Annotated in this window: 25 protein-coding genes; 22 read left to right on the top strand and 3 right to left on the bottom strand. The window is 38.7% G+C overall.

The window, feature by feature from the left end:
• Positions 1–62 precede the first annotated feature (62 nt).
• The 11 genes from PCY06_RS03540 to PCY06_RS03490 all read left to right on the top strand — a co-directional run bounded on the left by PCY06_RS03540 (position 63) and on the right by PCY06_RS03490 (position 11,068).
• On the top strand, positions 63–668 hold the full coding sequence (locus tag PCY06_RS03540; RefSeq protein WP_045773124.1) for a superoxide dismutase: 606 nt from the start codon (positions 63–65) through the stop codon (positions 666–668).
• Between the two features lie 111 nt (positions 669–779).
• Positions 780–1,853 (top strand): serine hydrolase, encoded by a 1,074-nt coding sequence (locus tag PCY06_RS03535; RefSeq protein WP_096755044.1) that lies wholly within the window; start codon positions 780–782, stop codon positions 1,851–1,853.
• A 205-nt stretch (positions 1,854–2,058) separates the two neighbouring features.
• A complete protein-coding gene (locus PCY06_RS03530; protein WP_096755045.1) occupies positions 2,059–2,847 on the top strand; it encodes a YhfC family intramembrane metalloprotease in 789 nt (262 codons plus the stop codon).
• Positions 2,825–3,106: an autorepressor SdpR family transcription factor gene (locus tag PCY06_RS03525; RefSeq protein WP_012130660.1), complete on the top strand. Its 282-nt coding sequence runs from the start codon at positions 2,825–2,827 to the stop codon at positions 3,104–3,106. Before PCY06_RS03530 ends, PCY06_RS03525 begins: the two co-directional genes overlap by 23 nt.
• On the top strand, positions 3,093–3,590 hold the full coding sequence (locus PCY06_RS03520; protein ID WP_082307456.1) for a DUF1648 domain-containing protein: 498 nt from the start codon (positions 3,093–3,095) through the stop codon (positions 3,588–3,590). Before PCY06_RS03525 ends, PCY06_RS03520 begins: the two co-directional genes overlap by 14 nt.
• Positions 3,591–3,666: 76 nt before the next feature.
• The gene (locus PCY06_RS03515; RefSeq protein ID WP_008809520.1) at positions 3,667–4,353 is read left to right on the top strand and encodes a Crp/Fnr family transcriptional regulator; all 687 of its coding nucleotides are present in this window, start codon (positions 3,667–3,669) and stop codon (positions 4,351–4,353) included.
• A 259-nt stretch (positions 4,354–4,612) separates the two neighbouring features.
• Positions 4,613–5,842 carry an arginine deiminase gene (gene arcA / locus PCY06_RS03510; protein ID WP_082307457.1) on the top strand — a complete coding sequence of 410 codons (1,230 nt, stop codon included), beginning with the start codon at positions 4,613–4,615 and terminating at the stop codon, positions 5,840–5,842.
• Between the two features lie 50 nt (positions 5,843–5,892).
• On the top strand, positions 5,893–6,909 hold the full coding sequence (argF, locus tag PCY06_RS03505; RefSeq protein WP_012130656.1) for an ornithine carbamoyltransferase: 1,017 nt from the start codon (positions 5,893–5,895) through the stop codon (positions 6,907–6,909).
• Positions 6,910–7,084: 175 nt separating this feature from the next.
• Positions 7,085–8,032, top strand: a complete 948-nt coding sequence (gene arcC, locus PCY06_RS03500) for a carbamate kinase (protein WP_082307458.1) — start codon at positions 7,085–7,087, stop codon at positions 8,030–8,032.
• A gap of 168 nt (positions 8,033–8,200) precedes the next feature.
• The gene (locus PCY06_RS03495) at positions 8,201–9,715 is read left to right on the top strand and encodes a YfcC family protein (protein WP_082307459.1); all 1,515 of its coding nucleotides are present in this window, start codon (positions 8,201–8,203) and stop codon (positions 9,713–9,715) included.
• Between the two features lie 18 nt (positions 9,716–9,733).
• Positions 9,734–11,068 (top strand): dipeptidase, encoded by a 1,335-nt coding sequence (locus PCY06_RS03490; protein ID WP_061600483.1) that lies wholly within the window; start codon positions 9,734–9,736, stop codon positions 11,066–11,068.
• A gap of 36 nt (positions 11,069–11,104) precedes the next feature.
• Here the strand turns inward: PCY06_RS03490 and PCY06_RS03485 are convergent, their stop codons facing one another.
• A complete protein-coding gene (locus PCY06_RS03485; RefSeq protein WP_008809514.1) occupies positions 11,105–11,575 on the bottom strand; it encodes an arginine repressor in 471 nt (156 codons plus the stop codon).
• An 11-nt stretch (positions 11,576–11,586) separates the two neighbouring features.
• A complete protein-coding gene (queA, locus tag PCY06_RS03480; RefSeq protein ID WP_045503922.1) occupies positions 11,587–12,615 on the bottom strand; it encodes a tRNA preQ1(34) S-adenosylmethionine ribosyltransferase-isomerase QueA in 1,029 nt (342 codons plus the stop codon).
• A gap of 307 nt (positions 12,616–12,922) precedes the next feature.
• On the opposite strand from queA, the gene nagB reads away from it, so the two are divergent.
• The 3 genes from nagB (at position 12,923) to PCY06_RS03465 (ending at position 16,423) form a co-directional block, all read left to right on the top strand.
• Positions 12,923–13,630: a glucosamine-6-phosphate deaminase gene (nagB, locus tag PCY06_RS03475; protein WP_045503920.1), complete on the top strand. Its 708-nt coding sequence runs from the start codon at positions 12,923–12,925 to the stop codon at positions 13,628–13,630.
• A 154-nt stretch (positions 13,631–13,784) separates the two neighbouring features.
• The gene (locus PCY06_RS03470; RefSeq protein WP_045504827.1) at positions 13,785–15,152 is read left to right on the top strand and encodes a DUF1958 domain-containing protein; all 1,368 of its coding nucleotides are present in this window, start codon (positions 13,785–13,787) and stop codon (positions 15,150–15,152) included.
• A gap of 98 nt (positions 15,153–15,250) precedes the next feature.
• Positions 15,251–16,423 (top strand): MFS transporter, encoded by a 1,173-nt coding sequence (locus PCY06_RS03465; RefSeq protein ID WP_105165120.1) that lies wholly within the window; start codon positions 15,251–15,253, stop codon positions 16,421–16,423.
• Between the two features lie 48 nt (positions 16,424–16,471).
• Here PCY06_RS03465 and PCY06_RS03460 read toward each other — a convergent pair whose 3' ends face one another.
• The gene (locus PCY06_RS03460; protein ID WP_061596273.1) at positions 16,472–16,837 is read right to left on the bottom strand and encodes a hypothetical protein; all 366 of its coding nucleotides are present in this window, start codon (positions 16,835–16,837) and stop codon (positions 16,472–16,474) included.
• A 199-nt stretch (positions 16,838–17,036) separates the two neighbouring features.
• Between PCY06_RS03460 and PCY06_RS03455 the strand changes: the two genes are divergently transcribed.
• From PCY06_RS03455 to PCY06_RS03420, 8 genes are all read left to right on the top strand, one after another.
• A complete protein-coding gene (locus tag PCY06_RS03455; RefSeq protein WP_061596272.1) occupies positions 17,037–18,470 on the top strand; it encodes a 6-phospho-beta-glucosidase in 1,434 nt (477 codons plus the stop codon).
• Between the two features lie 89 nt (positions 18,471–18,559).
• On the top strand, positions 18,560–18,799 hold the full coding sequence (locus PCY06_RS03450; protein WP_070492948.1) for a SemiSWEET transporter: 240 nt from the start codon (positions 18,560–18,562) through the stop codon (positions 18,797–18,799).
• Positions 18,800–18,909: 110 nt separating this feature from the next.
• Positions 18,910–19,224, top strand: a complete 315-nt coding sequence (locus tag PCY06_RS03445) for a PTS cellobiose transporter subunit IIB (protein ID WP_060554150.1) — start codon at positions 18,910–18,912, stop codon at positions 19,222–19,224.
• A gap of 90 nt (positions 19,225–19,314) precedes the next feature.
• Positions 19,315–21,267, top strand: a complete 1,953-nt coding sequence (locus tag PCY06_RS03440) for a BglG family transcription antiterminator (protein ID WP_185760779.1) — start codon at positions 19,315–19,317, stop codon at positions 21,265–21,267.
• Positions 21,268–21,284: 17 nt separating this feature from the next.
• Entirely contained in the window at positions 21,285–21,602 is a 318-nt protein-coding gene (locus PCY06_RS03435; protein WP_060554151.1) for a PTS cellobiose transporter subunit IIA, read from the top strand.
• Positions 21,603–21,629: 27 nt separating this feature from the next.
• Positions 21,630–22,115, top strand: coding sequence for a hypothetical protein (locus tag PCY06_RS03430; protein WP_061596268.1), 486 nt, complete (start codon positions 21,630–21,632; stop codon positions 22,113–22,115).
• 20 nt (positions 22,116–22,135) lie between these two features.
• A complete protein-coding gene (gene celB / locus PCY06_RS03425) occupies positions 22,136–23,491 on the top strand; it encodes a PTS cellobiose transporter subunit IIC (RefSeq protein ID WP_061593541.1) in 1,356 nt (451 codons plus the stop codon).
• Positions 23,492–23,584: 93 nt separating this feature from the next.
• Complete coding sequence (locus PCY06_RS03420; RefSeq protein WP_082307460.1) at positions 23,585–24,538, top strand: competence protein CoiA; 954 nt, start codon at positions 23,585–23,587, stop codon at positions 24,536–24,538.
• Positions 24,539–24,639 lie beyond the last annotated feature (101 nt).

Raw genomic sequence — 24,639 nt, 5'->3', positions numbered from 1 at the left:
TGAAAAAAAAACATGATTGCGTTATCATTTTCATAATAAATAAAGAAAAAGAGGTTTTGCAAATGGCAATTATTTTACCTGATCTTCCTTACGCTTATGATGCATTGGAGCCATATATCGATGAAGAAACTATGCACTTGCACCATGACAAACACCATAATACTTATGTAACAAATGTCAATGCGGCACTTGCAAAACACCCTGAAATTGGCGAAGATTTAGAAAAATTATTGGCTGATGTCGAGTCTATTCCAGCTGATATCCGTCAAGCAGTTATCAACAATGGTGGTGGACACCTTAACCACGCTCTTTTCTGGGAATTGATGACAGCAGAAGAGACTGCTCCTTCTGCAGAATTGGCAGCTGACATTGATGCTACTTTTGGTTCATTTGAAGAGTTCCAAGCAGCTTTCACAGCTGCAGCAACAACTCGTTTTGGATCAGGCTGGGCTTGGTTGGTTGTTAATAAAGAAGGAAAATTAGAAGTAGTTTCAACTGCAAACCAAGATACTCCAATCTCAGAAGGTAAGACTCCAATCTTGGGCTTGGATGTTTGGGAACATGCTTATTATGTTAAATACCGTAATGTTCGTCCTGATTACATCAAGGCTTTCTTTTCAGTGATCAACTGGAATAAAGTTAACGAACTTTATGCAGCAGCTAAATAATATAAATTAGGAGCGAATCGTGTAGATTCGCTTTTTTAGTTACTATTTTGCCCTTTAGACTTGTTATTTTTCTCATATTTTTTTATAATACTAAAAATTAGGAGAAAAAATTTGACTAAAAAATATATAACAATTGCCGTTGCTGTCATTTCCACCCTCTGCCTGATCGGTTTATTTATCTTCTTTGCTATTGAGTGGAAGATGGCCTATGAGAAACAAAGTCGGATTAATGCTGAATCTACAAGCACTGCTAGTCATCAGAGTCAAAAAGACAAAGAAGCGACTATAGAAAAACCAGAAGAAACCAAGCCTGTTCAAAAAAGTCCTGAAGAAAAGCAAAAAGTCATGGAGGCGGATGGACCGACTATGGATGCTTTAGGTTTACGTTATGACTATGCCAATTTGGATTTGACTCAGGTAGTTCAGGCTTATTTAGCTGAAGCGGGAATTGAACAATCGCAGATTGCCTTTTCTTATAAGGACCTGACGACAGGTCAAACATTTGCCATGAATGATACCCAGCCTATGACAGCTGGCTCAACTTATAAACTACCACTCAATATGTTGGTAGTAGATGAGGTGGCAGAGGGGAAATTATCAATGGAAGAGCGCTTTGATATTACCCAAACTCACTTTGAGTATCAAGGAGAGCATGATAATTATGTTGCAGCCTTTAATGGTGCTATGTCGATTCCTGATATGCAAGAGTATTCCTTGGTTTATTCTGAAAATACACCGGCTTATGCTTTGGCAGAGCGTCTGGGCGGGATGGACAAGGCTTATGAGATGTTCAGTCGCTACGGTCAGTCCAAGGGTGAGCTGAAAACTATTAGTCGTGAAAATAATAAGACCACAACGGATTACTATATCCAAGTACTAGAATATCTGTCCAAAAATCAAGAGAAATATAAGGATATTCTTTACTATATTGGCGAATCCTTCCCTGGTGAATATTATAAGCGCTATCTACGTGATATTACTATTTACCAAAAGCCAGGTTATGTTCGTGAAGCGCTAAATGTTGATGCTCTAGTTATGGAGGAGAAACCCTATATTGTAGCTCTCTATACGGCTTACTTAGGGGGCAGTACTGAATCTAGTGATGAAATCAGCGGACTTGGAATTGAGCAGGTGGGCCAACTAGCCTATGTTATCAATGAATGGCATCGGGTTAATAAGAATTGATTGACAATGAATTATAAGAATTTAAAAGTATGCTTAGATACAGATCTAGGCATATTTTTTCTTATAATGAATGATACTTTAAATAGTATAAGTAAAACTGATAATGGAACCTATTTAGAAAAATATCGAAATATCCTTGACGCTTAAAAGATAGAGGTGTATAATTCTATTTAGAAAATAATCAAAATACTTTGGGAGGATGACTATGATTACTACACATATTATGATTTCTATGTTGCTTATTCTAGTGGCAGTCTTAGTTCCTGTTATTTATTTCAAAAAGAGCAAGCACATTTCTCTGGTAGTCTTTTTTTTAGGAGGAGTTGGTTTTTATTTATCAAGCCAAATTCTTGAAAAAATCTTGCACTGGATTGTTTTACAGCCTCAGGCTGATGGAAGCATAGCTTTGCAGACGGAAAATCCTTGGCTATATGTCCTTTATGGTGTTGCTGTGGCAGCTATTTTTGAAGAAACAGCCCGATGGATCGTCTTTTACTTGTTACAAAAGAAGCGCCCAATGACAGTTAGCGATGGTTTGGCTTATGGCTTGGGGCATGGCGGTATTGAGGCTCTGTTTGTTGGAATTGTGAGTCTCTTAAACTTTTGGATTATAGCTCAAGCAGTGACTCAGGGGAATGCGCAGTTAGTGACTAAAATTCCTCAAGCAACGATTGACTATATTAAGTCTCTGAGTGCTGGAAGCATCTATCTTTTGGTTTTTGAACGTATCGTGGCAGTAATCTGTCAAGTCTTACTAAGCTTTTGGGTTTGGAAGTCAGTCAAAGAAAAGGCCCTGATTTATTTTCTAGCTGCTCTAGGACTCCATGCTTTGATTGATCTAGCTCCTGCATTGGGACAGATTCAGTTGCTTTCACCTCTAGTTGTTGAAGCAATATTCTTTGTTGAAGTAGTTGGTCTAGCTTATCTGACCAAGAAAATAATGAAGGGTTATCTGAAAGAAGGTTCTTATCATGGGAATCAATCAAACACTTAAAGCCTTAGCGGATCCAGTCCGGAGAAATATTTTAGAAATGCTTAAACAGGGCCCTAAGTCGGCGGGAGAAATAGCTCAAGCTTTTGAGCTAACTCCCGCCACAGTGTCCTACCATTTATCGCAGCTGAAAAAGGCAGGCTTATTATTAGAAGAAAAAAAGAAAAACTTTATTTATTATAGTTTAGATATCACAGTTTTTGAGGAAATTTTAGTTTGGTTCCAATCTCTCGGAGGAGGAAATGGAAATGAAAAAAAATAGTTTACAAGAATTAGGTTGGGCACTTGGCGTCATGCTCTTGCCAGTTTTATATGCCGTATGGGTCTATCAAACATTACCAGAAAACCTGGCTATTCATTTTGATTTGTCTGGGAGGGCTGATGCTTTCTTACCCAAATTTTTGGTAGTTTTTATTTTTCCTATTATAATGATGGTTCTTGAAGCAATTATTTATTGGTCGACAATGGTTAAAGATATAGTCAATAGCAACTTTAAACAGATCATCCGCTGGTTCATTCCCTTCATCTTTGTTTTGTTGTATATGGCTACAATTTATCGGAGCATAGATGAAAACTTTAATATTCGTAAAATAGTACTTATTATAGTTGCTTTCGTTTTACTGATTATAGGAAATTATTTGCCTAAAAAAGTACAAGAAAACAGACGACCCCTGAATAGAAAACTGGCTTATCTTTTTGTTGGAATAGGATTTTTATTGTTTGTAATTGCTATCTTCTGTTTGTAAGCAGAATACATAGATATATCTTTATTTGTAAGCGTATTTATGATATACTGTCATTATCAAATATAAAAGGGTTATTATGATTAATAAGGAACATTATCAGTTTATCCGCCAGCATCCTGCATTTGAGAATTTTCCAGTAGAGTCTTTTGATAAATTAGCCATTGAAATTCAATTTCATAAGGTTTCGAAAGGTCAAATTATCTTTTTTTCTGGAGATCGGCGTGATCGCCTTTTTCTTCTCTATCAAGGATATGCTCGAATAGAACAGTATGATGCTACCGATACTTTTTCTTATACTGATTATATAAAAAAGGGGAATGTTTTCCCTTATGGTGGCATCTTCTTTGATGAGCGCTATCATTATACTGCAAGTGCTGTGACACAGGTGGAATATTTTAGTATTCCTATGAAATTGTTTGAAGATTTTTCTAAGAAAAATGTGAATCAGCTGTTGTTTATTACGCAGAAACTATCCAGAATCTTGGAGTTTCAAGAATTACGCTTGCGAAATGTTGTTGCGGTCAGTGCAACAGACAGAGTTGTTCAGTCCCTTTCGATCTTATGTATGGATTTATGCAAAACAGGGGATGTTTTGCCATTTCCAATTAGTATGAAGGAGTTGGCTAAACTAGGAGCTACAACCCGTGAAACAGTTAACCAGGTTCTCAAAAGGTTGAGAGAAGAAGGCCGTATCAGCTATGAGCACAAACAGTTGGTTTTTACTGATAGAGAATATTTTATGAAATATTTCAAAGAAAGTTAGTCTACTGGACCGACTTTCTTTTTTTAGCAAAAACAAAGATTTTATAAAAAAATAAATATTCGCAAAAATCATAAAAGATATAAAATATGCAAAGAAAACGCTTCAAAACATAAAAAAATTTAAAAAAAATCTAAAAGTGATAAAAATTTGGCATTTAGAGTGTCAGTTTTTTTGTGTAAGTGTTTTCAAAAAATGCTAGAATATTATATGTAAACGGGCTTAGGAAAACCTAAACCGCAAAGAACAAGGAGGAAAGTAGATGTCTACACATCCAATTCATGTTTTCTCAGAAATCGGAAAACTGAAAAAAGTTATGTTACATAGACCTGGTAAAGAGTTGGAAAACTTGATGCCAGACTATCTCGAACGTCTTCTCTTTGATGATATTCCGTTTTTGGAAGATGCACAAAAAGAACACGACAACTTTGCTCAAGCACTTCGCAATGAAGGTATCGAAGTGCTATATCTAGAAAAACTGGCTGCTGAGTCTTTGACTTCACCAGAAATTCGCAATCAATTCATCGAAGAGTATCTTGATGAAGCAAATATCCGCGGACGCCAAACTAAAGTGGCTATTCGTGAGTTGCTTCAGGGCATTAAAGATAACCAAGAATTGGTTGAAAAAACAATGGCTGGTGTTCAAAAAGCTGAATTGCCAGAAATTCCAGAAGAAGCAAAAGGCTTGACTGACTTGGTGGAATCAGATTATCCATTCGCTATTGATCCAATGCCAAACCTTTACTTCACACGTGACCCATTTGCTACAATCGGTAATGCAGTATCACTCAACCACATGTACGCAGATACACGTAACCGCGAAACTTTGTATGGTAAATATATCTTCAAATACCACCCAGTTTACGGTGGAAATGTTGAACTTGTTTACAATCGTGAAGAAGATACTCGTATCGAAGGTGGAGATGAGTTGGTTCTTTCTAAAGATGTATTGGCAGTTGGTATCTCACAACGTACTGATGCTGCATCAATTGAAAAATTGTTGGTAAACATCTTCAAGAAAAACGTTGGCTTTAAGAAAGTATTGGCTTTCGAATTTGCTAACAACCGTAAATTCATGCACTTGGATACAGTCTTCACAATGGTAGACTACGATAAATTTACTATTCACCCAGAAATCCAAGGCAATCTTCGCGTCTTCACAGTAACTTATGAAAACGAACAATTGAAGATCGTTGAAGAAAAAGGAGATTTGGCAGAACTTCTTGCTGAAAACCTTGGTGTTGAAAAAGTAACATTGATTCCATGTGGAGATGGCAACGCTGTTGCTGCAGCACGTGAACAATGGAACGATGGTTCAAACACACTTACAATCGCTCCAGGTGTTGTTGTTGTATATGACCGCAATACAGTTACTAATAAGAAATTAGAAGAATACGGCTTACGTTTGATTAAGATCCGCGGAAGTGAATTGGTTCGCGGTCGTGGTGGACCTCGTTGTATGTCAATGCCATTCGAACGTGAAGAAATCTAAACGTTCAATATCTTAAGAAATTCTAATAGATAGAAAGAGGAAATAAAAGAATGACAAATTCAGTATTCCAAGGACGTAGCTTCCTTGCAGAAAAAGACTTTACCCGTGCAGAGTTAGAATACCTTATTGGTCTTTCAGCTCACTTGAAAGATTTGAAAAAACGTAACATTGAACACCGTTACCTTGCTGGTAAAAATATTGCCCTCTTGTTTGAAAAAACATCTACTCGTACGCGTGCAGCCTTTACTACAGCAGCTATCGACCTTGGCGCACATCCAGAATATCTTGGTGCTAATGATATTCAGCTTGGTAAAAAAGAATCAACTGAAGATACAGCTAAAGTTTTGGGCCGTATGTTTGATGGTATTGAATTCCGCGGTTTCAGCCAACGTATGGTAGAAGAATTGGCAGAATTCTCAGGTGTTCCAGTTTGGAATGGTCTGACTGACGAATGGCACCCAACTCAAATGTTAGCTGACTACCTGACAGTTCAAGAAAACTTTGGTCGCCTAGAAGGCTTGACATTGGTATACTGTGGTGACGGACGTAACAACGTTGCTAATAGCTTGCTAGTGACTGGTGCTATTCTTGGTGTTAATGTTCACATCTTCTCTCCAAAAGAACTCTTCCCAGAACAAGAAATTGTTGAATTGGCAGAAGGATTTGCGAAAGAAAGTGGCGCTCACATCTTAATCACTGAAGATGCTGACGAAGCTGTGAAAGGTGCTGATGTACTTTACACTGACGTTTGGGTATCAATGGGTGAAGAAGACAAATTTGCAGAACGTGTCGCTCTTTTGAAACCATACCAAGTAAACATGGATTTGGTTAAGAAAGCTGATAACGAAGACTTGATCTTCTTGCACTGCTTGCCTGCTTTCCACGACACAAATACTGTTTATGGTAAGGATGTTGCTGAAAAATTTGGCGTAGAAGAAATGGAAGTAACTGACGAAGTATTCCGCAGTAAATATGCTCGTCATTTCGACCAAGCAGAAAACCGTATGCATACAATTAAAGCAGTTATGGCTGCAACCTTAGGTAATCTTTACATTCCAAAAGTATAACCTTAGAAACAATTAAACTGTAATACCAACAGCTATGAGGGCTGCGACTAATAGCTTTAGTCCGCCCTCATTTTTAATAGTCAAACAGTTTATCTTTCTAAATTGAAAAACAAACTGGAGGACATTATTATAATCAAAATTAAAACGCATTTACCTTGCGTTGAAGGAGAATTATATGGCAAATCGTAAAATCGTAGTAGCCTTGGGAGGAAATGCCATCCTTTCATCTGATCCATCAGCAAAAGCACAGCAGGAAGCCCTGGTAGAAACTGCTAAGCATTTAGTGAAACTGATTAAAAATGGAGATGACCTCATCATTACTCACGGGAATGGTCCTCAAGTAGGAAATCTCTTGTTGCAACATTTAGCAGCCGACTCTGAAAAGAATCCTGCTTTTCCACTCGACTCTCTCGTAGCCATGACAGAAGGAAGTATCGGCTTCTGGTTGCAAAATGCTTTGCAAAATGCTCTCTTGGATGAAGGAATTAACAAAAACGTTGCTTCAGTTGTAACACAAGTAGTTGTAGATAAGAACGACCCAGCTTTTGTTAACCTTAGCAAACCAATCGGTCCTTTCTATTCAGAAGAAGAAGCAAAAGCAGAAGCTGAAAAGAGCGGAGCAACTTTCAAAGAAGACGCTGGACGTGGTTGGCGTAAAGTCGTTGCTTCACCAAAACCGGTTGACATTAAGGAAATTGACACCATTCGTACTCTTTTAAATGATGGCCAAGTGGTGGTAGCTGCTGGTGGTGGCGGTATTCCTGTCATTAAGGAAGACAACGGTCATCTTTCAGGAGTTGAAGCTGTTATCGATAAAGACTTTGCATCTCAACGTTTGGCTGAGTTAGTTGAAGCTGACCTCTTCATCGTGTTGACAGGAGTAGACTATGTCTTTGTAAATTACAATAAACCTGATCAAGAAAAATTAGAACATGTGAATGTTGCTCAGTTGGAAGAATATATCAAACAAGATCAATTTGCTCCAGGAAGTATGCTTCCAAAAGTTGAAGCAGCTATTGCCTTTGTTAACGGTCGTCCAGAGGGTAAAGCGGTTATTACTTCACTAGAAAATCTGGGTGCTTTGATTGAGTCTGAAAGCGGAACAATTATTCAAAAAGACTGAAATCAATTTTGAACTATAGACTAGTTTAAAAGATTTGCTCTAAAAAACTCTAGTAATTTCCATGTCAATATGATAAAATATTGGTGATAAATAAACATTTTCTTGGATATTTATTCAAGAAGAGAGCTTGGTTTTTTGCACTTTGTTAGATTTTAGGAGGAGAAAACAATGAGTGAAGAAACAAAAAAAGGGTTTAGGATGCCTTCTTCCTATACCGTGTTGATTATTATCATTGCTGTTATGGCAGCACTAACTTGGATTATTCCGGCTGGTCAGTATGATGTCAACAAAGAAGGAAACCTGATTGCTGGAACATATAAACAGGTTGCTTCTAACCCTCAAGGGATTTGGGATGTTCTCATGGCACCGATTCGTGCGATGCTTGGACACGAACCTACAAAGGCAGCGATTGACGTTTCCTTCTTTATCCTGATGGTAGGTGGTTTCCTTGGTGTTGTTAATGAAACTGGAACCTTAGATGTAGGGATTGCTTCTATCGTGAAGAAATACAAAGGCCGTGAAAAAATGTTGATTGTCATCCTTATGCCTTTGTTTGCCCTTGGTGGTACAACTTATGGTATGGGTGAAGAAACTATGGCTTTCTACCCACTTCTTGTTCCTGTTATGATGGCGGTTGGTTTTGATAGTATTACAGCCGTAGCCATTATCTTACTTGGATCTCAAATTGGATGTTTGGCATCCACTCTAAATCCATTTGCAACAGTTATCGCTTCGGATACAGCAGGCGTGCCGACAGCAGATGGTATTGTGCTACGTCTTATCTTCTGGTTTGTAATGGTTGCAATGAGCACTTACTTTGTTTATCGTTATGCAGATAAGATTCAAAAAGATCCTACCAAATCTTTGGTATATAGCCAAAGAGAAGAAGATTTGAAACACTTCAATGTAACGGATAACGATGATGCACCTTCTGTCTTGAGTAAGAAACAAAAACATGTTTTATATCTCTTCATTGCAACATTTGTTATCATGGTTGCCAGCTTTATCCCTTGGACAGACCTTCATATCGATCTTTTTGAAAACTTTAATTCTTGGTTAACAGGACTTCCTGTAATTGGTAAAATTATTGGTTCTTCAACTGGGGCTTTAGGTACTTGGTACTTCCCAGAAGGCGCAATGCTCTTTGCCTTTATGGGTATCTTGATTGGTATCGTTTATGGTCTTAAAGAAGACAAGATTATCTCAGCCTTCATGAATGGTGCTGCAGATTTGCTCAGTGTTGCCCTTATCGTAGCGATCGCGCGTGGTATCCAAGTTATCATGAACGATGGTATGATTACTGCGACTATCCTTCACTGGGGTGAACAAGGACTTAAAGGTTTGTCATCTCAACTATTCATTATCTTGACTTACATTTTCTACTTGCCAATGTCATTCTTAATCCCATCTTCATCTGGTCTTGCCAGCGCAACAATGGGTATCATGGCACCTCTAGGAGAGTTTGTCAATGTGAAAGGAAGCTTGATTATCACTGCTTACCAATCAGCTTCAGGTGTTCTTAACTTGGTAGCACCAACTTCAGGTATCGTTATGGGAGCTCTTGCTCTTGGCCGTATCAGCCTTGGTACTTGGTGGAAATTCATTGGTAAATTGATTGTAGCCATTATCGTTGTCAGCATTTTGTTGCTTCTCTTGGGTACCTTCATTCCAGCTATTGGTTAAGAGATGTGAGGTGCTTCCATGAAAAATTATCTAACAGAACAAGTAAAAAAAGAATTTCTCGAATCTTTGAAAACTCTTATTTCCTACCCATCTGTTCTTAATGAAAATGAAAATGGAACACCTTTTGGACAAGCTATTCAAGATGTCCTAGAAAAAACTTTAGAAATATGTCGAGGAATAGGCTTTACAACCTATCTCGATCCTAAAGGTTATTATGGATATGCAGAAATCGGTCAGGGAGAAGAACTCCTGGCCGTTCTCTGTCATTTGGATGTTGTTCCATCAGGTGAAGAAGCAGATTGGCAAACACCGCCGTTTGTGGCAACTGAAAAAGATGGCTATCTCTTTGGACGCGGTGTTCAGGATGATAAAGGACCGTCAATGGCAGCTTTGTATGCTGTTAAAGCATTGCTAAATAGTGGTGTTCGCTTTAAAAAACGAGTGCGTTTTATTTTCGGGACAGATGAGGAGACACTCTGGCGTTGCATGGGTAGATACAATGAATTGGAAGAAAGGGCGACTCTTGGTTTCGCTCCTGATTCATCCTTCCCATTGACCTATGCTGAAAAGGGGCTTTTACAGGTCAAGTTGCATGGACCCGGGTCCGATTTTATCAAACTTGAAGCTGGGGATGCTTTTAATGTTGTACCAGCTAAAGCTAGTTACCAGGGTCCTTTCTTAGAGAAAGTAATTGCGGGTCTAAGAGCGACAGGCTTTGATTACGAAGTATCGGCTAATCAGGTGACGGTTCTTGGTGTTCCAAAACATGCTAAAGATGCTGCTGAGGGAGTCAATGCAATTGTTCGACTGGCTAAGGTACTCCAAGTTCTTGCTCCCCATCCTGCTTTAGCTTTTATTGCTGAAGCGGTAGGAGAAGATGCAACAGGAGCCCACTTATTTGGTCCCGTTTCAGATGAACCATCCGGAAGTTTATCTTTTAATATTGCCGGATTGACAGTCAGTTCCGAAAAATCAGAAATCCGAATTGATATTCGAATTCCTGTTTTAGCAGACAAAGAAAAATTAGTTCAAACATTGACCGACAAGGCATCTGATTATCGCTTGGTTTATGAGGAGTTTGATTATCTAGCGCCTTTATATGTACCAAAAGATAGCGAGTTGGTCAGTACTTTGATGAGTATTTATCAAGAAAAAACTGGTGATGATAGTCCAGCTATGTCATCGGGTGGAGCAACCTTTGCTCGTACTATGCCAAACTGTGTTGCCTTTGGTGCTCTTTTCCCTGGTGCTGAGCAGACGGAACATCAGGCTAATGAACGAGCTAAACTAGATGATCTTTACCGAGCGATGGATATCTATGCGGAAACGATCTTCCGTTTGGCTGGAGAATAAAAATAAAAAGGAGTTGAAATTTTCAACTCCTTTTGCTTATTTACTAAAGAAAAATGGTGGGGCAAATTCTTTAAGCTTATCAAAACATTCAATGGCAGATGAATTGTCTTCGCAGATGATCAAACAGACATCATCTCCACAGACAGTTGCAACAATTTGAGGTAATTCCAGTGCATCCAGAATCGCTCCAAAAGACTGGGCTAGGCCGGGTAGAGTTTTCATGACCACTTGATTCTGAACGGGCCGTAGCATGATGAGGGCATCTTCCATATAAAAACGCAGGCGCTTCTCCCAGCGGGAAGGAGCAATGCTGTTTATAACATAGTAAGAGATATTGTTTTCAGTGACCTTGACCAGGTTGAGGGCCTTCATATCACGAGACAAGGTTGATTGGGTAACAATAACGCCGTTGGCTTCAAGGAGTTCCTGAAGTTCTTGTTGAGTATGGACTTTTTTTTCCATAATCAGGGAACGAATTAAACGATGTCTACTTTCTATTTTGTTCATAAAATTACCTACTATTTGATAAACATAGCGTCTCCAAAGCTGAAGAAGCGGTAACGCTCAGCAATAGCGTGTTCGTAAGCCTTTAAGGTTAGGTCTCGTCCAGCAAAGGCTGAGACTAGCATAACTAAAGTCGACTTTGGTAAGTGGAAATTGGTCGAAAAGGCGTCGACAATTTGCCACTGATAGCCTGGTTTGATAAAAATATTGGTCCACCCAGAATCAGCTTGAATGTCGCCTTGGAACTTATTTCCGATGGTTTCTAGAGTTCGGATTGAAGTTGTTCCGACGGCGATAACACGGTGACCATTTGCCTTAACCTCACGGAGGGTAGCGGCAGCTTCTTCAGACAAAGTGTAAAACTCAGAATGCATTTCGTGGTCATCTAGATTGTCAACAGAAACTGGTCGGAAGGTGCCAAGTCCAACGTGAAGGGTCAGATAAACCAACTTAACTCCCTTGGCTTCAATTTGTGCAAGCAGTTCTTTGGTGAAATGAAGTCCAGCTGTTGGGGCAGCAGCAGAGCCATTCTCTTTAGCGTAGACAGTTTGGTAGCGTTCGCGATCTGCTAATTTTTCATGAATATAAGGAGGCAGAGGCATTTCACCCAAGCTCTCTAGCACTTCTAAGAAGATCCCTTGATAGTCAAAGCGGACAATCCGTCCCCCGTGTTCTAGTTCATCCACAACCGTAGCTGTCAGTCGACCATCCCCAAAGGAAACTTGAGCACCAACTTTCAAACGTTTAGCTGGTTTTGCTAAGACCTCCCATTGATCTCCTTCAGTATTCTTTAAAAGTAAGAGTTCAACGTGACCGCCAGTTCCAGGTTTCTCACCGTAGAGACGAGCAGGCAGGACCCGAGTGTTATTCATGACAAGGGCGTCGCCAGGCTGGAGTTGATCAATAATTGAGTCAAAATGCTGGTCAGAAAATTCTCCACTTGATCGGTCTACAACCAATAAACGAGAGGCATCGCGCTTTTCAAGAGGAGTTTGGGCAATAAGCTCCTCTGGTAAGTGAAAGTCAAAATCGGCAGTGTTCATTATTTCTCCTTAAACAGTCCATATAATCCATAAAAAGTAAGCACAACATAAAATTGGAAGGCTAGTTAGTAAAATTCCAATACAAAGAGCTATCATTCTTAATGTTTTGATGGCTCTAAAAAATAGGCTGAGTACGAGAAAGACAACACCCAGTAAAAATAAAAGTAATAAATACAGTAACATTCTTATATTATATCACGATTTTATCTTTCTTTGCTGGCAAAATTTAAAATATGGAAATTTCTATCTTGACAAAAATTGGTCTATACCATATAATAATATTAGAGAAAAGTTCAGGAGGATTCTGATGAAAATTATTCAAGTAGCTGACCAAAATGAAGGCGGGAAAGTAGCAGTAGAAATCTTAAGAAGCAAGCTAGCAGAAGGCGCTAAAACACTTGGTTTAGCTACTGGTAGTAGTCCGCTTAGTTTCTATAAGGAATTAATTGAAAGCGATATTGATCTCTCTGATTTAGTCAGTGTAAATCTGGATGAGTATGTTGGCTTAGAGGCTGATGATCCCCAATCTTACCATTACTTTATGAAAGAAAACCTTTTTTCTCATAAACCTTTTAAAAAGAGTTTTTTACCAAATGGCAAAGCTGAGGATGCTGAAGAGGAGACAGCAGCTTATAACAGAATTTTAGCGGAGAATCCAGTAGATTTCCAAATTTTAGGAATTGGAACTAATGGTCACATCGGTTTTAATGAGCCAGGAACAAGTTTTGAGAGTCAAACCCACCTGGTTGATTTGACTCCGTCCACAATCGAAGCAAATGCTCGTTTCTTTGAAACAATCGACCAAGTTCCGACTCAGGCAATTTCCATGGGGATTGCAAATATTATGGCTGCCAAGTCAATTGTCTTGTTTGCTTATGGGAAAGGAAAAGCTCAGGCAATTGCTGGAACAGTAGCAGGACCTGTTACTGAGGAGTTGCCAGCCAGCGTACTGCAGGGCCATGAGGATGTTACGATTATTGCAGATGCTGAAGCACTTAGCCTATTAGATAACTAAAATTTCCTGCCTGTTTATCAGGTGGGATTTTTTTGAAAAAATATATCTACTTTTCAGATGTATTTTCTAAAATATTTTCTATTTTGTTTGGGAAATATGATATACTAATTAGTAACGATGAAAAATTAGGAGGCTTCTGGTGAAGAAGAAATGGATAGCACTTGTTTGCTTGGTAACATTATTATTTGGGGCAGCTACAGTTAGTGCAGATGAGCTGATGGATATTACTCGGAAAGCCTATCCAGATGTAAAAGATATCAATCGTCCCAGATCTTCACTGATTATAGATGGGAACACGGGAGATGTCCTTTGGCAGGATAACATTGATGAAGTTCGAGATCCAGCGAGTATGAGTAAATTGATGACGCTTTATCTTTTGTTTGAGGCTATGGGGCAAGGAAAGCTTTCAGAAGATACCATCATCAAAGCTAGCCAGACAGACCAGAATATTGCTGGAATTTATGAAATTTCCAATAACAAAATTGTAGCGGGTGTAGATTATACAATATCTGAGTTGATTACTATGACAGTCGTTCCTTCTTCTAATGCAACGACAGTTATGATCGCAAATTACTTATCTAATAATGATCCAGACGCTTTTTTGGACCAAATGAATAGTAAGGCTAAAGAACTTGGCATGACCAACACACATTGGTATAATGCGAGTGGAGCAGCGGCTTCATCCTTTAAAGGCTTCTACACTCCTCAACGATATGATAATAATGCGGCCAACCAGACAACAGCTCGTGATCTAGCGATCCTTGCTTATAATTTTGTTAAGAAATATCCTGGTATTCTAAAATACACAAACAAGCCAGTAGTTACTGTCAAAAAAGGAACACCTTATGAAGAAACTTTTGAGACTTACAATTACTCAGTTCCAGGAGCCAAGTATGGATTGGAAGGAGTAGATGGCTTAAAAACAGGTTCCAGTCCTAGAGGAGCCTTCAACTATATTGCAACTGTTAAACGTGGTGAACAACGTATTATCAGTGTGATTATGGGGGTAGGAGATTGGTCTGATCAGGATGGTGAGTACTATCGTCATCCGTTTGGAAATGCTTTGATTGAAAAAGCCTACGCAGATTACGAATATAAGAAACTCCTGACTGCAGGAGAGCACAAAATTGATGGAAAAACCTATAAACTTGAAAAAGATTTTTATGGGACTGTCAAAAAAGGAACAAATCCAAAGCTAGTTGTGAAGGATGGCGTTTTGGAAGTTGATAATGGACTTTTAACCCTGTCTACATTAATTAGCGATGGAATGAAAGTCGAACTGGCTGACGATGGAGACTCACCAGTTATGGATTCTAAAAATGATCAAGGGGCAAATTCTTCAAATAAGGCAAAATCTGGACTTTTATTAGATCCCAAATTGCTTTTATTAGTTCCAGTCTTGGTACTTTTTGCGATTGTTTTTCTTGAATCTGGTCGAAGAAAAAAACGGAATCGACCTCTTGCTGGACGCGATAACCTGGAAGATGATCCTCAGAATTATTCGCGTCGAAATGGGCGATAATGTATAGTGGCTGGGATTTCCCAGCCCTTTTGTAATGTTAGAAATACACTCCAATGTTTTTTTAATAAGATTTAATATTAGTAAAGAATGAGAGAACGATGTTTAAAAAGTTTTATAATAGCTATCTAGCTTATGTCCTGGTTTATACTTTTTATTTTTTATCCTTTGCCTTGTTTTCAAGCTTGATTTCGGTCTATATGCTGGGTTTGGGCTTCTCAGCTGGTCAGACATCCGTAGTCGTATCGGTCGCTTTTTTTGCTTCAATGCTGGCCCAACCGGTTATGGGAATTTTGAATGACCGCTTGAGTATCAAGAAGGTGACCCTGTTTAGCTTTGGAGCCATTATCTTTATTGCAATCTATTTTATGCAAGCTAGAGATTTGTTGGGCTTAACTATTGGATACAGTTTGGTGGTTATGCTGATTAATGGTGTCAATCCAGTTATGGATGTACTTGCTGCGCGTAGTCCCTATACTTATGGAAAAATTCGAATCTGGGGAACGATTGGCTATGCTTTAGGTTCTCAACTGGCTGGTGTACTGTACCAATATGTTTCTCCTATGGCTATTTTTATTGCTTTCATCGGAGCAATGATCATTACAATTGTCGGTGTCCTTTCCATTAAAATCCGCTCTGAATCCCCCAAATCAGATGAAGTCCCCAAAACCAAGAAAGACTCTTATATCAATCAGATTTTGACCAATAAAACCTATCTCTACTATTTACTGATTGTTGCTCTTTATTCAGGAGTTGGAAATGCAGGTCATACTTATATTCCTGCCATGTTGCAACATAGCGGTCTGAGTGTTGGAATGGCCTCAACAGTTGTATCGATTTCTGTTATCTGTGAGTCACCACTGATCTTTTATTCTTATATTTTTATGGATAAATTATCTGCTAAAAAGCTCTTATTGTGTCCTTTACTGATTATGTTAGTCCAATACACAATTTATGGCCTCAATCTAGGGCTAGCCTCTAAAATCATTTTGACCCTGGCATCTAAGCATGTTTCAGGTATGCTTCTCATTATGGTCACCTTAAAGATTGTTTCAGACATTGTGGATTCTAAGTACCTAGTGACTGCTATTGCCCTAGTACAGACGGTTAGAAGCCTTGGCTCCATTTTTATTCAGCATTTTGCTGGGGCTGTTATTGATGCGGCGGGATATGAGATGATGAGTTTCTTTCTAGCAGGTTTAATGGTCTTGGTAATAGTTTTAGCTTGGTTTTTAAAGGTGCCTGAAAAAGAAGGCCAGAAGTTGTTTTCATAAAAAAAGGAGATGGGATTTATCCTGGTCTCCTTTTTATATTCTTAATGTTTAGAATCTGATTGCGGCAGAAGCAACTTTCATTGTTTCTGGTACAGTTACAAGCACTTGACCAGGATTCAGATGATATTCCTTTTCAATCCAGTTTTGAAGCTCTCTGTCTGAGAGTTTTGAGAATCCTTTAAAGTAATTAGCTTCAGGAAAGTATTCCCATTTACCAGTTTTAAGGAAATTTGGGTTGTCTAGTAAGGGAGGAATGCTGTCCAAATGCTCAAATCGAATCAGAGTATAGTAGGTATTTCCCCGCGATAGTATATTGCTTTTTAAGAGAATGGATAGCTTAAAAAATCCGTAACAAATAGCAGGTATCAGAATGACCATGCCTAAAAAACTAAATAAAAATGTTAAGAAAGACATAAATTTAAACCACCTTTCCTTTAGTCTATTTATGTTGAGAGCATTATAGCACTTCCTGAAAACGCTGTCAAATTTTTGTTCTATTTTTTAAAGGATAAAATAAAAGCTTTTTTCCGTTTCGATATGGAAAATCTTGCTATTCAAAATAGCGCTTTCTTTTCCTATAATGGAATTAGTAAAAACTAGGAGGAAATGCAAAATGTCAACATTTAAAGATGGATTTCTCTGGGGTGGAGCTGTAGCTGCTCACCAATTAGAAGGCGGCTGGAAAGAAGGTGGGAAGGGAATCAGCGTGGCTGATGTTATGACCGCGGCTCGTCATGGTGTTCCTCGGGAAATAACGCCGGGCGTCCTAGAAGGCAAGTACTATCCTAACCATGAGGCCATTGATTTTTATCATCGTTACAAGGGAGATATTGCTCTTTTTGCAGAGATGGGCTTCAAGTGTTTTCGGACTTCCATTGCCTGGACGCGGATTTTCCCTAAGGGGGATGAAACGGAACCCAATGAAGCTGGCCTGCAATTTTATGACGACCTTTTTGATGAATGCCTCAAGTATGGTATTGAGCCTGTTATCACTTTGTCTCACTTTGAAATGCCTTATCATCTAGTAACCGAGTATGGAGGTTGGAAAAACCGTCAGGTGATTGACTTATTTGTCCGTTTTACAGAAGTTGTTTTTGAGCGTTATAAGGATAAAGTCAAATACTGGATGACTTTCAATGAAATCAATAACCAAGCTAATTATCAGGAGGATTTTGCTCCTTTCACCAACTCTGGGATTGTCTACAAGGAAGGCGATGATCGCGAAGCAATCATGTATCAGGCTGCTCACTATGAGTTAGTGGCTTCGGCGCGTGCAGTTAAGCTTGGTCACGAAATCAATCCTGACTTCCAAATCGGTTGTATGATTGCCATGTGTCCTATTTATCCGGCTACTTGCAATCCCAAGGATATTCTCATGGCTATGAAAGCTATGCAGAAGCGTTATTACTTTACAGATGTGCATGTCTTTGGTCGATATCCTGAGCATATTCTCAAATACTGGGAAAGAAAGGGAATTAAGGTAGACTTCAGCGAGCAGGATCAGGAAGACTTGCTGGCGGGCACTGTTGACTATATTGGCTTTAGCTACTACATGTCCTTTGCTATTGACTCCCATCGGGAGAATAACCCTTACTTCGACTATATAGAGACTGAAGACTTGGTTAAAAATAACTTTGTCAAGGCTTCTGAATGGGAATGGCAGATTGACCCAGAAGGACTGCGTTATGCTCTCAATTGGTTTACAGACCATTATCATCTACCGCTTTTCATTGTAGAAAATGGCTTTGGAGCTATTGACCAGGTGGAAGAGGATGGTATGGTTCACGATGATTACCGAATTGACTATCTGGGCGCCCATATTCGCGAGATGAAAAAGGCCGTAGTAGAAGACGGTGTGGATCTCATGGGCTACACGCCTTGGGGCTGTATTGACCTAGTGTCAGCAGGTACGGGTGAAATGCGCAAACGCTACGGCTTTATCTATGTTGACAAGGATGATGATGGCAAGGGAACCTATGAACGCTCACCGAAGAAGTCCTTTAACTGGTATAAGGAAGTCATTGCATCAAATGGAGCTAATCTTTAGTAAGCTATAAAATTACCACAAAATATAGAGGAGGAGATGGTAAGTGTGCTGTTTTCCGCCTCTTTTTTTGGAAAAATTAGGAGAAAAACATGATTGGAAGTATTGCAGCAGTTTTAACAACCTTCGCCTTTTTGCCACAGGTCATTAAGGTCATCAAAACGAAAGATACCGAATCTATAGCGCTTGGTATGTATCTGATGCAAGTTCTAGGAATCGCCTTATGGTTAGCACATGGCCTAGTCATTCAGGATTTACCGCTCATTTTAGCTAATAGTGTTTCTTTTATTCTTTCAGGAATAATTTTAGTCTATAAAATAAGGTATAAGTAGCTCTTTAGAAACCATTTCCGTTTCGATACGGAAAAAGGCTAAATGGAGATTGGTAGCGTTTTCATATATAATTGAGTTAACAAATAAAAATTTTAAAAAGGAGAATAATCATGGCAAAAGCATTAATTATCTGTGCAGCAGGGATGTCTTCATCACTAATGGCAAAGAAAACAACAGAGTTTTTGAAAGCAAAAGGAGAAGATGTTGAAGTAGATGCCATTAGCGCGACTGAAGGTGGTAAAGCTATTGCAGATGCAAACTTTGATCTTTATTTAATTAGCCCGCAAACTAAAATGTACTATAAACAGTTTGAAGATGCTGCCGCTAAAGTAGGAAAACCAATCGTTCAAATTCCTCCTCAAGCTTATATCCCAATTCCTATGGGGATCGAAAAAATGGCTAACTTGATTAAAGAAAATATTTAAGTGGTAAACTAGAGGTAGTGACAACTGATTTTGTAAGGAAGGAGGATAAGTGTTTTGCATCAAAAGGAAAAAATAATTCTACAGTATTTGATGGATAATGCTGACCAATACATAACTAGTATGGAATTGGCAACACACTTAACCTGTTCCGATAGAACTGTTAGAAACTACCTCAAAAGTTTAATCGGGATGCCTACTAGTCAAACAGGCTGGAAAATTATTGCCAAGCAGGGGCATGGCTATCGATTCGTTATTGATAATAAAGACGTATACCAAAAATTTCTTCAAAAAGAAGTATTGGGAGAAGCGTCAACAGAGGCTATTGAAGGTATCGATGATCGCTATAATTATATCCTAAATAAGCTCCTCTTTGAGCAGGAATCCATTTATTTCGATGATTTAGCTGACGAATTATATGTTAGTCGTTCTACCTTGTCTTCTGATTTTAAAAAGATTCGACATGATTTATCCAAGTATGACTTACAAATCGAAAGTAAGCCTAATCGTGGTGTCTACGTCACAGGAGATGAGCGTAATATTAGACGGTTTATTATTGATTTTTTCTTTCATGACAAATTTTTCCAAATTCTTCATAATTATATCAAGATAGAGGTTTCTGGTAGACCAATTAGTCTTGAAGAATTAACGATTATCGTCCTTGATGAATGCCGGGAAGGTCGGTTAAAACTCTCTGATTTTGTCATTCAAAACTTAGTCATTCATATAGCTCTTTCTCTCAAAAGAATTGGAGAAGGCTTTCATATTAAGCAGTTAGATAGTTGGCCAATGGATGAATATAGGGAAGAAGGCGAAATTGCAGAGAAAATCTTAAAACGCGTCTATCATTCAACAGGACTCGAATTTCCAAAAGAAGAAGTGGATTATATAACTCTACACTTGGTTTCAAAGGGAAATGTTCCAACGAACAAGTGTGAGAATGAGGATGTCGCTCAGCAAATCAGAAAACAATTATTATCGGTTCTAGAGCAAAATAATTTTACTCATAAATACCCTTTTAAGAATGATTTTCAATTGATAGAAGGTTTGGTTGCTCATTTGTCTACCCTCTTTGTTCGGCTGAAAAATCATGTCAAAATGGATAATCCTCTTTTGGCAGAAATCCAAAATCAGTATGCGGGAATCTTAGAAATGACGGGCAATATTTTATCGGCTATGCCGATATTTGCTAACGAAAAATTGTCTGACGATGAAGTGGCTTATGTAGCTCTACATTTTATGACTTCTTTGGAGCGCCTGAAAGAGAAACAAAAGTTTAATATACTAGTCATCTGCGCAACTGGCTATGGTTCAGCCCAAATGCTTAAACATCGAATCGATAATGAGTTGGGCAATCTAGTTCGTATTGTTGATGTGATTGGTTACTATGAAATAAATGATGAATGTTTGAAGGATATTGATTTTATCATATCTTCTATAGATCTATCAAACCTGGTCTTTAATATTCCGGTTTTTACTGTCAGTATTTTTCTTAATTCGGATGAAATTAGGGAAATCAGACATAAAATTTCTCTTTTAAAACCGATAAAAAAATACGGGTTAGGACAAGAAACTGATGTAGTTAACTCAGATCAAGAGAGAATATTCGATGGATATTTCTCACCTGAATGTTTTGCTGTACTTCATGATGTCAGTAAAGGTCAAGTAATAGATAGCCTTTTGCAAAGAATGTCCCAGGGTGAAGATGAACAATTTGTACCTAAAATGAAGGACTTGATTGAGCAAAGGGAAATGATGAGTTCGATTGTTTTTTCTGACACTGTTGCTGTTCCCCATCCAATCAAAGCTTATGCAAATGGCCATAAGATTGGAGTTGCGCTCATACCTGAAGGAGTAGTCTGGTCTCCAGAGTATCCAAAGATAAAATTGGTATTTCTGCCTTCACCTTCCATTTTTGGTAACGAAGAATTGGCTGATTTGACTTCCAAAATTATCCTCTTGCTTGAGCAAGAAGAGCTACAAAAACAGATGATCAACTGTCAAACTTTCACAGACTTTAAAAAACTATTTCTCAGAATTCGATAAGGTAAAGGAGGCTTTTTATGAATCAAGAAGAGCTACAAGTGGCTGCTTTTGAAATTATTTTGAATAGTGGCAATGCTAGAGCGACTGTCCATGAAGCATTTTCGGAAATGCGTGAGGGTCATTATGCTGAAGCAGAGGAAAAATTAGAGCTAGCTAATACAGAATTAGTAGAAGCCCATCGAGCTCAGACAAAGTTACTGCAGGATTATGCAAGTGGAATTGAGATGAAGATGGAAATTATTATGGTTCATGCTCAAGACCACCTTATGACAACCATGACGCTTCGGGAAGTAGCTCTTGAGATGCTGAATCTGTATCGTAAGATTGAACAATGAGATAAACTGAATGAAGGGGAGCGAAACATGCAAACACAAGAGCAAAAACGGAAAGAAAATAGCCTGAAATCGACTTATTTCAACCGTTATTTGATGCTAAGATATTCTTTAGCAGCTATGTTTTTTGGAAATTTGTACTGGTTGCTTGTCCAGCTCTTTAACTGGACTTTATATGTAGTCATGCCGATCATTTTGCTGTTTTTTGCTGTATTAGCAATAGCTGAGCAGTTTAAAATGTATGGCACAAAAGAAGTTTATTTGACTAAAACAAGATTGTTTTTCAATTTACAATCGATCGTTCAAATTCTATTGATCGCTCTTGTATTATGCACTGATCAAATCTCAATCATCTTTCCTATCTTCACTGCTAAGCTAAATAGCAAGATGTTCATTGCTTTCGTACTGGGGTTAGGCCTGTTGATTAGTCTTTTTAGTCTTCATAGAATAAGATTAATTTTGGAAGGTCGAGATCGAGCTTTGTTAAGACTTCAGCAATTAGAAAAAATAATGTAAAAATATAAGGAGGTTTCGTTATGGAACAACAAGGAGGACTATTTGGTTTCTTAGAGAAATATCTCATGGGACCAATGGGGAAAATTGCTCAGTACAAAATAGTGCGGGCGATCACAGCTGCAGGTATGGGGGCAGTACCATTTACCATTGTTGGCTCAATGTTTTTAGTATTTAGTGTGCTGCCACAATCCTTCTCATTCTGGCCAATCGTTGCAGATATTTTTGCAGCTTCATTTGATAAGTTCCAATCGCTCTACATGATTGCCTATTATGCAACAATGGGTGTCTTATCACTTTATTTCGTTCTAGCTATGGGCTATGAATTGACAAAAATTTATGCCGAAGAAGAAGGTCTAAACATGAATCCGCTCAACGGAGCAATGTTGTCACTCTTTGCTTTCATCATGACCATTCCTCAAATTGTCTTTGAAAAAGGTGCTATGACAGCAGTGACTAGTCTCAAAAAAGGTGCTGTTATTGCTGATGGTTGGGCAATTAGTAATGGAGTGACTCGTTTTGGCACAACAGGTATTTTCACAGCAATTATCATGGCAGTAGTAACCGTTCAGCTCTACCGCCTCTGTCTCAAGAAAAACTGGGTCATCAAGATGCCTGAAGCTGTTCCAGAAGGTGTGTCTCGTGGTTTCTCTGCTTTGATTCCTGGTTTTGTTATTGCCTTTACAGTTCTTTTCATCAACGGAGCTCTAGTGATGATGGGGACAGACATCTTCAAAGTAATTGCGATTCCTTTTAGCTTTGTAACTCACTTAACCAATTCCTGGATTGGTTTGATGATTATCTATTTCTTGACCCAATTGCTATGGATTGTTGGGATTCACGGTGCAAACATTATCTTTGCCTTTGTTAGTCCAATTGCCCTTGCAAATATGGCAAGTAATGCATCAGAGGGAACCCGTTTCATTGTAGCCGGCGAGTTTTCTAATATGTTTGTTATTGCAGGTGGTTCTGGTGCGACTCTAGGTCTATGTATCTGGCTTGCAACTCGTGCCAAATCTGAGCAATTAAGCGCTATTGGTAAGGCTTCAATCGTTCCCGGTATCTTTAACATCAACGAACCTCTTATTTTTGGTATTCCTATCATCTACAACCCTACACTAGCCGTACCATTTATTTTGGCGCCTATGACCTCAGCGACCATCTACTATTTAGCGATGGAGCTAAACTTGATTAAGGCAGTCTTTGCGCAAGTTCCTTGGCCAACTCCTGTCGGAATAGGAGCCTTCTTGGGAACAGGTGACCTAAAAGCGGTAATAGTAGCCCTTGTCTGTGCTCTAGCCGCCTTCTTAGTCTACTATCCATTCATCCGTGCTTATGACAAGAAGCTTCTCAAAGAAGAACAAGGAGCAAGTCTTTAATAAGCGCAGTGATATAGAAAAAGAGAAACTTGATAATAACAAGTTTCTCTTTTCTTTTACGAATAAAGAAGGTAAATGTTTTAGGAGGTGCTCATGTTTTCAGCGCGTGATAAGGACGGAAAAGTGCTTCATTTATTAAAGGAGTCATCCGTTTCAAAAGGAGATTATTTTTGCCCAGGGTGTGGAGGGCCTGTCCGTTTGAAAAAGGGGAAGATCATGCAGCCTCATTTTGCACATATTCGTTTATCCGACTGCCATTATAGTGTCGAAAATGAAAGTAGAGAACATCTAAACCTTAAGGCTACACTTTTTCGTTGGGCCAATCAAACGACAAGAGTAGATGTCGAAGTGTTTTTGCCAGACTTGCAGCAGGTAGCGGATGTCTTAGTTGATGAGCGTCTTGCTTTAGAAGTTCAGTGTAGCAGTCTTTCTCAAGATAGACTTTGGGAGCGGAGTCATAGATATCGACAAGCTGGCTATCAAGTCCTCTGGCTCTTGGGAAAGAAACTCTGGCTCAGGCAAACTCTGACACCTTTGCAGAAGCAATTCCTATATTTCAGTCAAAACATGGGTTTTTATATCTGGGAACTGGACGAGGAAAGAAAGACACTAAGGCTGAAGTATTTGATTCATGAAGACCTTCATGGGGGACTCCAGTATAAAGAAAAAGAATTTCCTTTTGAAAAAGGAGAATTATTAGATATCTTACGCCTGCCTTATAGCAAGCAGGAAATGTGTAGTTTCTTAGTGAAGTCAGATCCTGATATTTGTCACTATATCCGACAGCAACTCTATTATCGAAATCCCAAGTGGATGAAAATACAGGCCAGCTATTATCAAAAAGAAAAAAATCTTTTAACCATGTCCAGAGAAGAATTTTATCCGCAGGTACGCCCGATTCGTTCAGACCAGCCCTTGTGTCAGATTTCCCAAGACCTATCTGCTTATTATGAAAACTTTCAGCGCTATTATCAACATTCTCCAAATAAAAGGTACCAGATTGTCTACCCACCAGCCTTTTACGCAAGTTTAGATCAGTCTTGCTGAAAGTTGGTGTAGCCCAGTTGTCTATTTTTTTCTTGGTCAGGAATTAGCCTCAAAGACTTTTTTAATATGCTTTATCAAATGAAATATACAGCCATTTTCAA

This window comes from Streptococcus sp. SG1 (assembly GCF_030439935.1).
GTDB lineage: Bacteria > Bacillota > Bacilli > Lactobacillales > Streptococcaceae > Streptococcus > Streptococcus gordonii.
Note: the sequence above shows the minus strand (reverse complement) of the source record. Positions and strands in the feature narration are given on the sequence as shown.

Bases quoted from the DNA above. Each gene is read 5' to 3' on its own strand.
- PCY06_RS03540 (WP_045773124.1), top strand. From the start codon at position 63: ATGGCAATTATTTTACCTGATCTTCCTTACGCTTATGATGCATTGGAG.
- PCY06_RS03530 (WP_096755045.1), top strand. From the start codon at position 2,059: ATGATTACTACACATATTATGATTTCTATGTTGCTTATTCTAGTGGCA.
- PCY06_RS03525 (WP_012130660.1), top strand. From the start codon at position 2,825: ATGGGAATCAATCAAACACTTAAAGCCTTAGCGGATCCAGTCCGGAGA.
- PCY06_RS03520 (WP_082307456.1), top strand. From the start codon at position 3,093: ATGAAAAAAAATAGTTTACAAGAATTAGGTTGGGCACTTGGCGTCATG.
- PCY06_RS03515 (WP_008809520.1), top strand. From the start codon at position 3,667: ATGATTAATAAGGAACATTATCAGTTTATCCGCCAGCATCCTGCATTT.
- arcA (WP_082307457.1), top strand. From the start codon at position 4,613: ATGTCTACACATCCAATTCATGTTTTCTCAGAAATCGGAAAACTGAAA.
- argF (WP_012130656.1), top strand. From the start codon at position 5,893: ATGACAAATTCAGTATTCCAAGGACGTAGCTTCCTTGCAGAAAAAGAC.
- arcC (WP_082307458.1), top strand. From the start codon at position 7,085: ATGGCAAATCGTAAAATCGTAGTAGCCTTGGGAGGAAATGCCATCCTT.
- PCY06_RS03495 (WP_082307459.1), top strand. From the start codon at position 8,201: ATGAGTGAAGAAACAAAAAAAGGGTTTAGGATGCCTTCTTCCTATACC.
- PCY06_RS03490 (WP_061600483.1), top strand. From the start codon at position 9,734: ATGAAAAATTATCTAACAGAACAAGTAAAAAAAGAATTTCTCGAATCT.
- PCY06_RS03485 (WP_008809514.1), bottom strand. From the start codon at position 11,575: ATGAACAAAATAGAAAGTAGACATCGTTTAATTCGTTCCCTGATTATG.
- queA (WP_045503922.1), bottom strand. From the start codon at position 12,615: ATGAACACTGCCGATTTTGACTTTCACTTACCAGAGGAGCTTATTGCC.
- nagB (WP_045503920.1), top strand. From the start codon at position 12,923: ATGAAAATTATTCAAGTAGCTGACCAAAATGAAGGCGGGAAAGTAGCA.
- PCY06_RS03465 (WP_105165120.1), top strand. From the start codon at position 15,251: ATGTTTAAAAAGTTTTATAATAGCTATCTAGCTTATGTCCTGGTTTAT.
- PCY06_RS03460 (WP_061596273.1), bottom strand. From the start codon at position 16,837: ATGTCTTTCTTAACATTTTTATTTAGTTTTTTAGGCATGGTCATTCTG.
- PCY06_RS03455 (WP_061596272.1), top strand. From the start codon at position 17,037: ATGTCAACATTTAAAGATGGATTTCTCTGGGGTGGAGCTGTAGCTGCT.
- PCY06_RS03450 (WP_070492948.1), top strand. From the start codon at position 18,560: ATGATTGGAAGTATTGCAGCAGTTTTAACAACCTTCGCCTTTTTGCCA.
- PCY06_RS03445 (WP_060554150.1), top strand. From the start codon at position 18,910: ATGGCAAAAGCATTAATTATCTGTGCAGCAGGGATGTCTTCATCACTA.
- PCY06_RS03440 (WP_185760779.1), top strand. From the start codon at position 19,315: ATGGATAATGCTGACCAATACATAACTAGTATGGAATTGGCAACACAC.
- PCY06_RS03435 (WP_060554151.1), top strand. From the start codon at position 21,285: ATGAATCAAGAAGAGCTACAAGTGGCTGCTTTTGAAATTATTTTGAAT.
- PCY06_RS03430 (WP_061596268.1), top strand. From the start codon at position 21,630: ATGCAAACACAAGAGCAAAAACGGAAAGAAAATAGCCTGAAATCGACT.
- celB (WP_061593541.1), top strand. From the start codon at position 22,136: ATGGAACAACAAGGAGGACTATTTGGTTTCTTAGAGAAATATCTCATG.
- PCY06_RS03420 (WP_082307460.1), top strand. From the start codon at position 23,585: ATGTTTTCAGCGCGTGATAAGGACGGAAAAGTGCTTCATTTATTAAAG.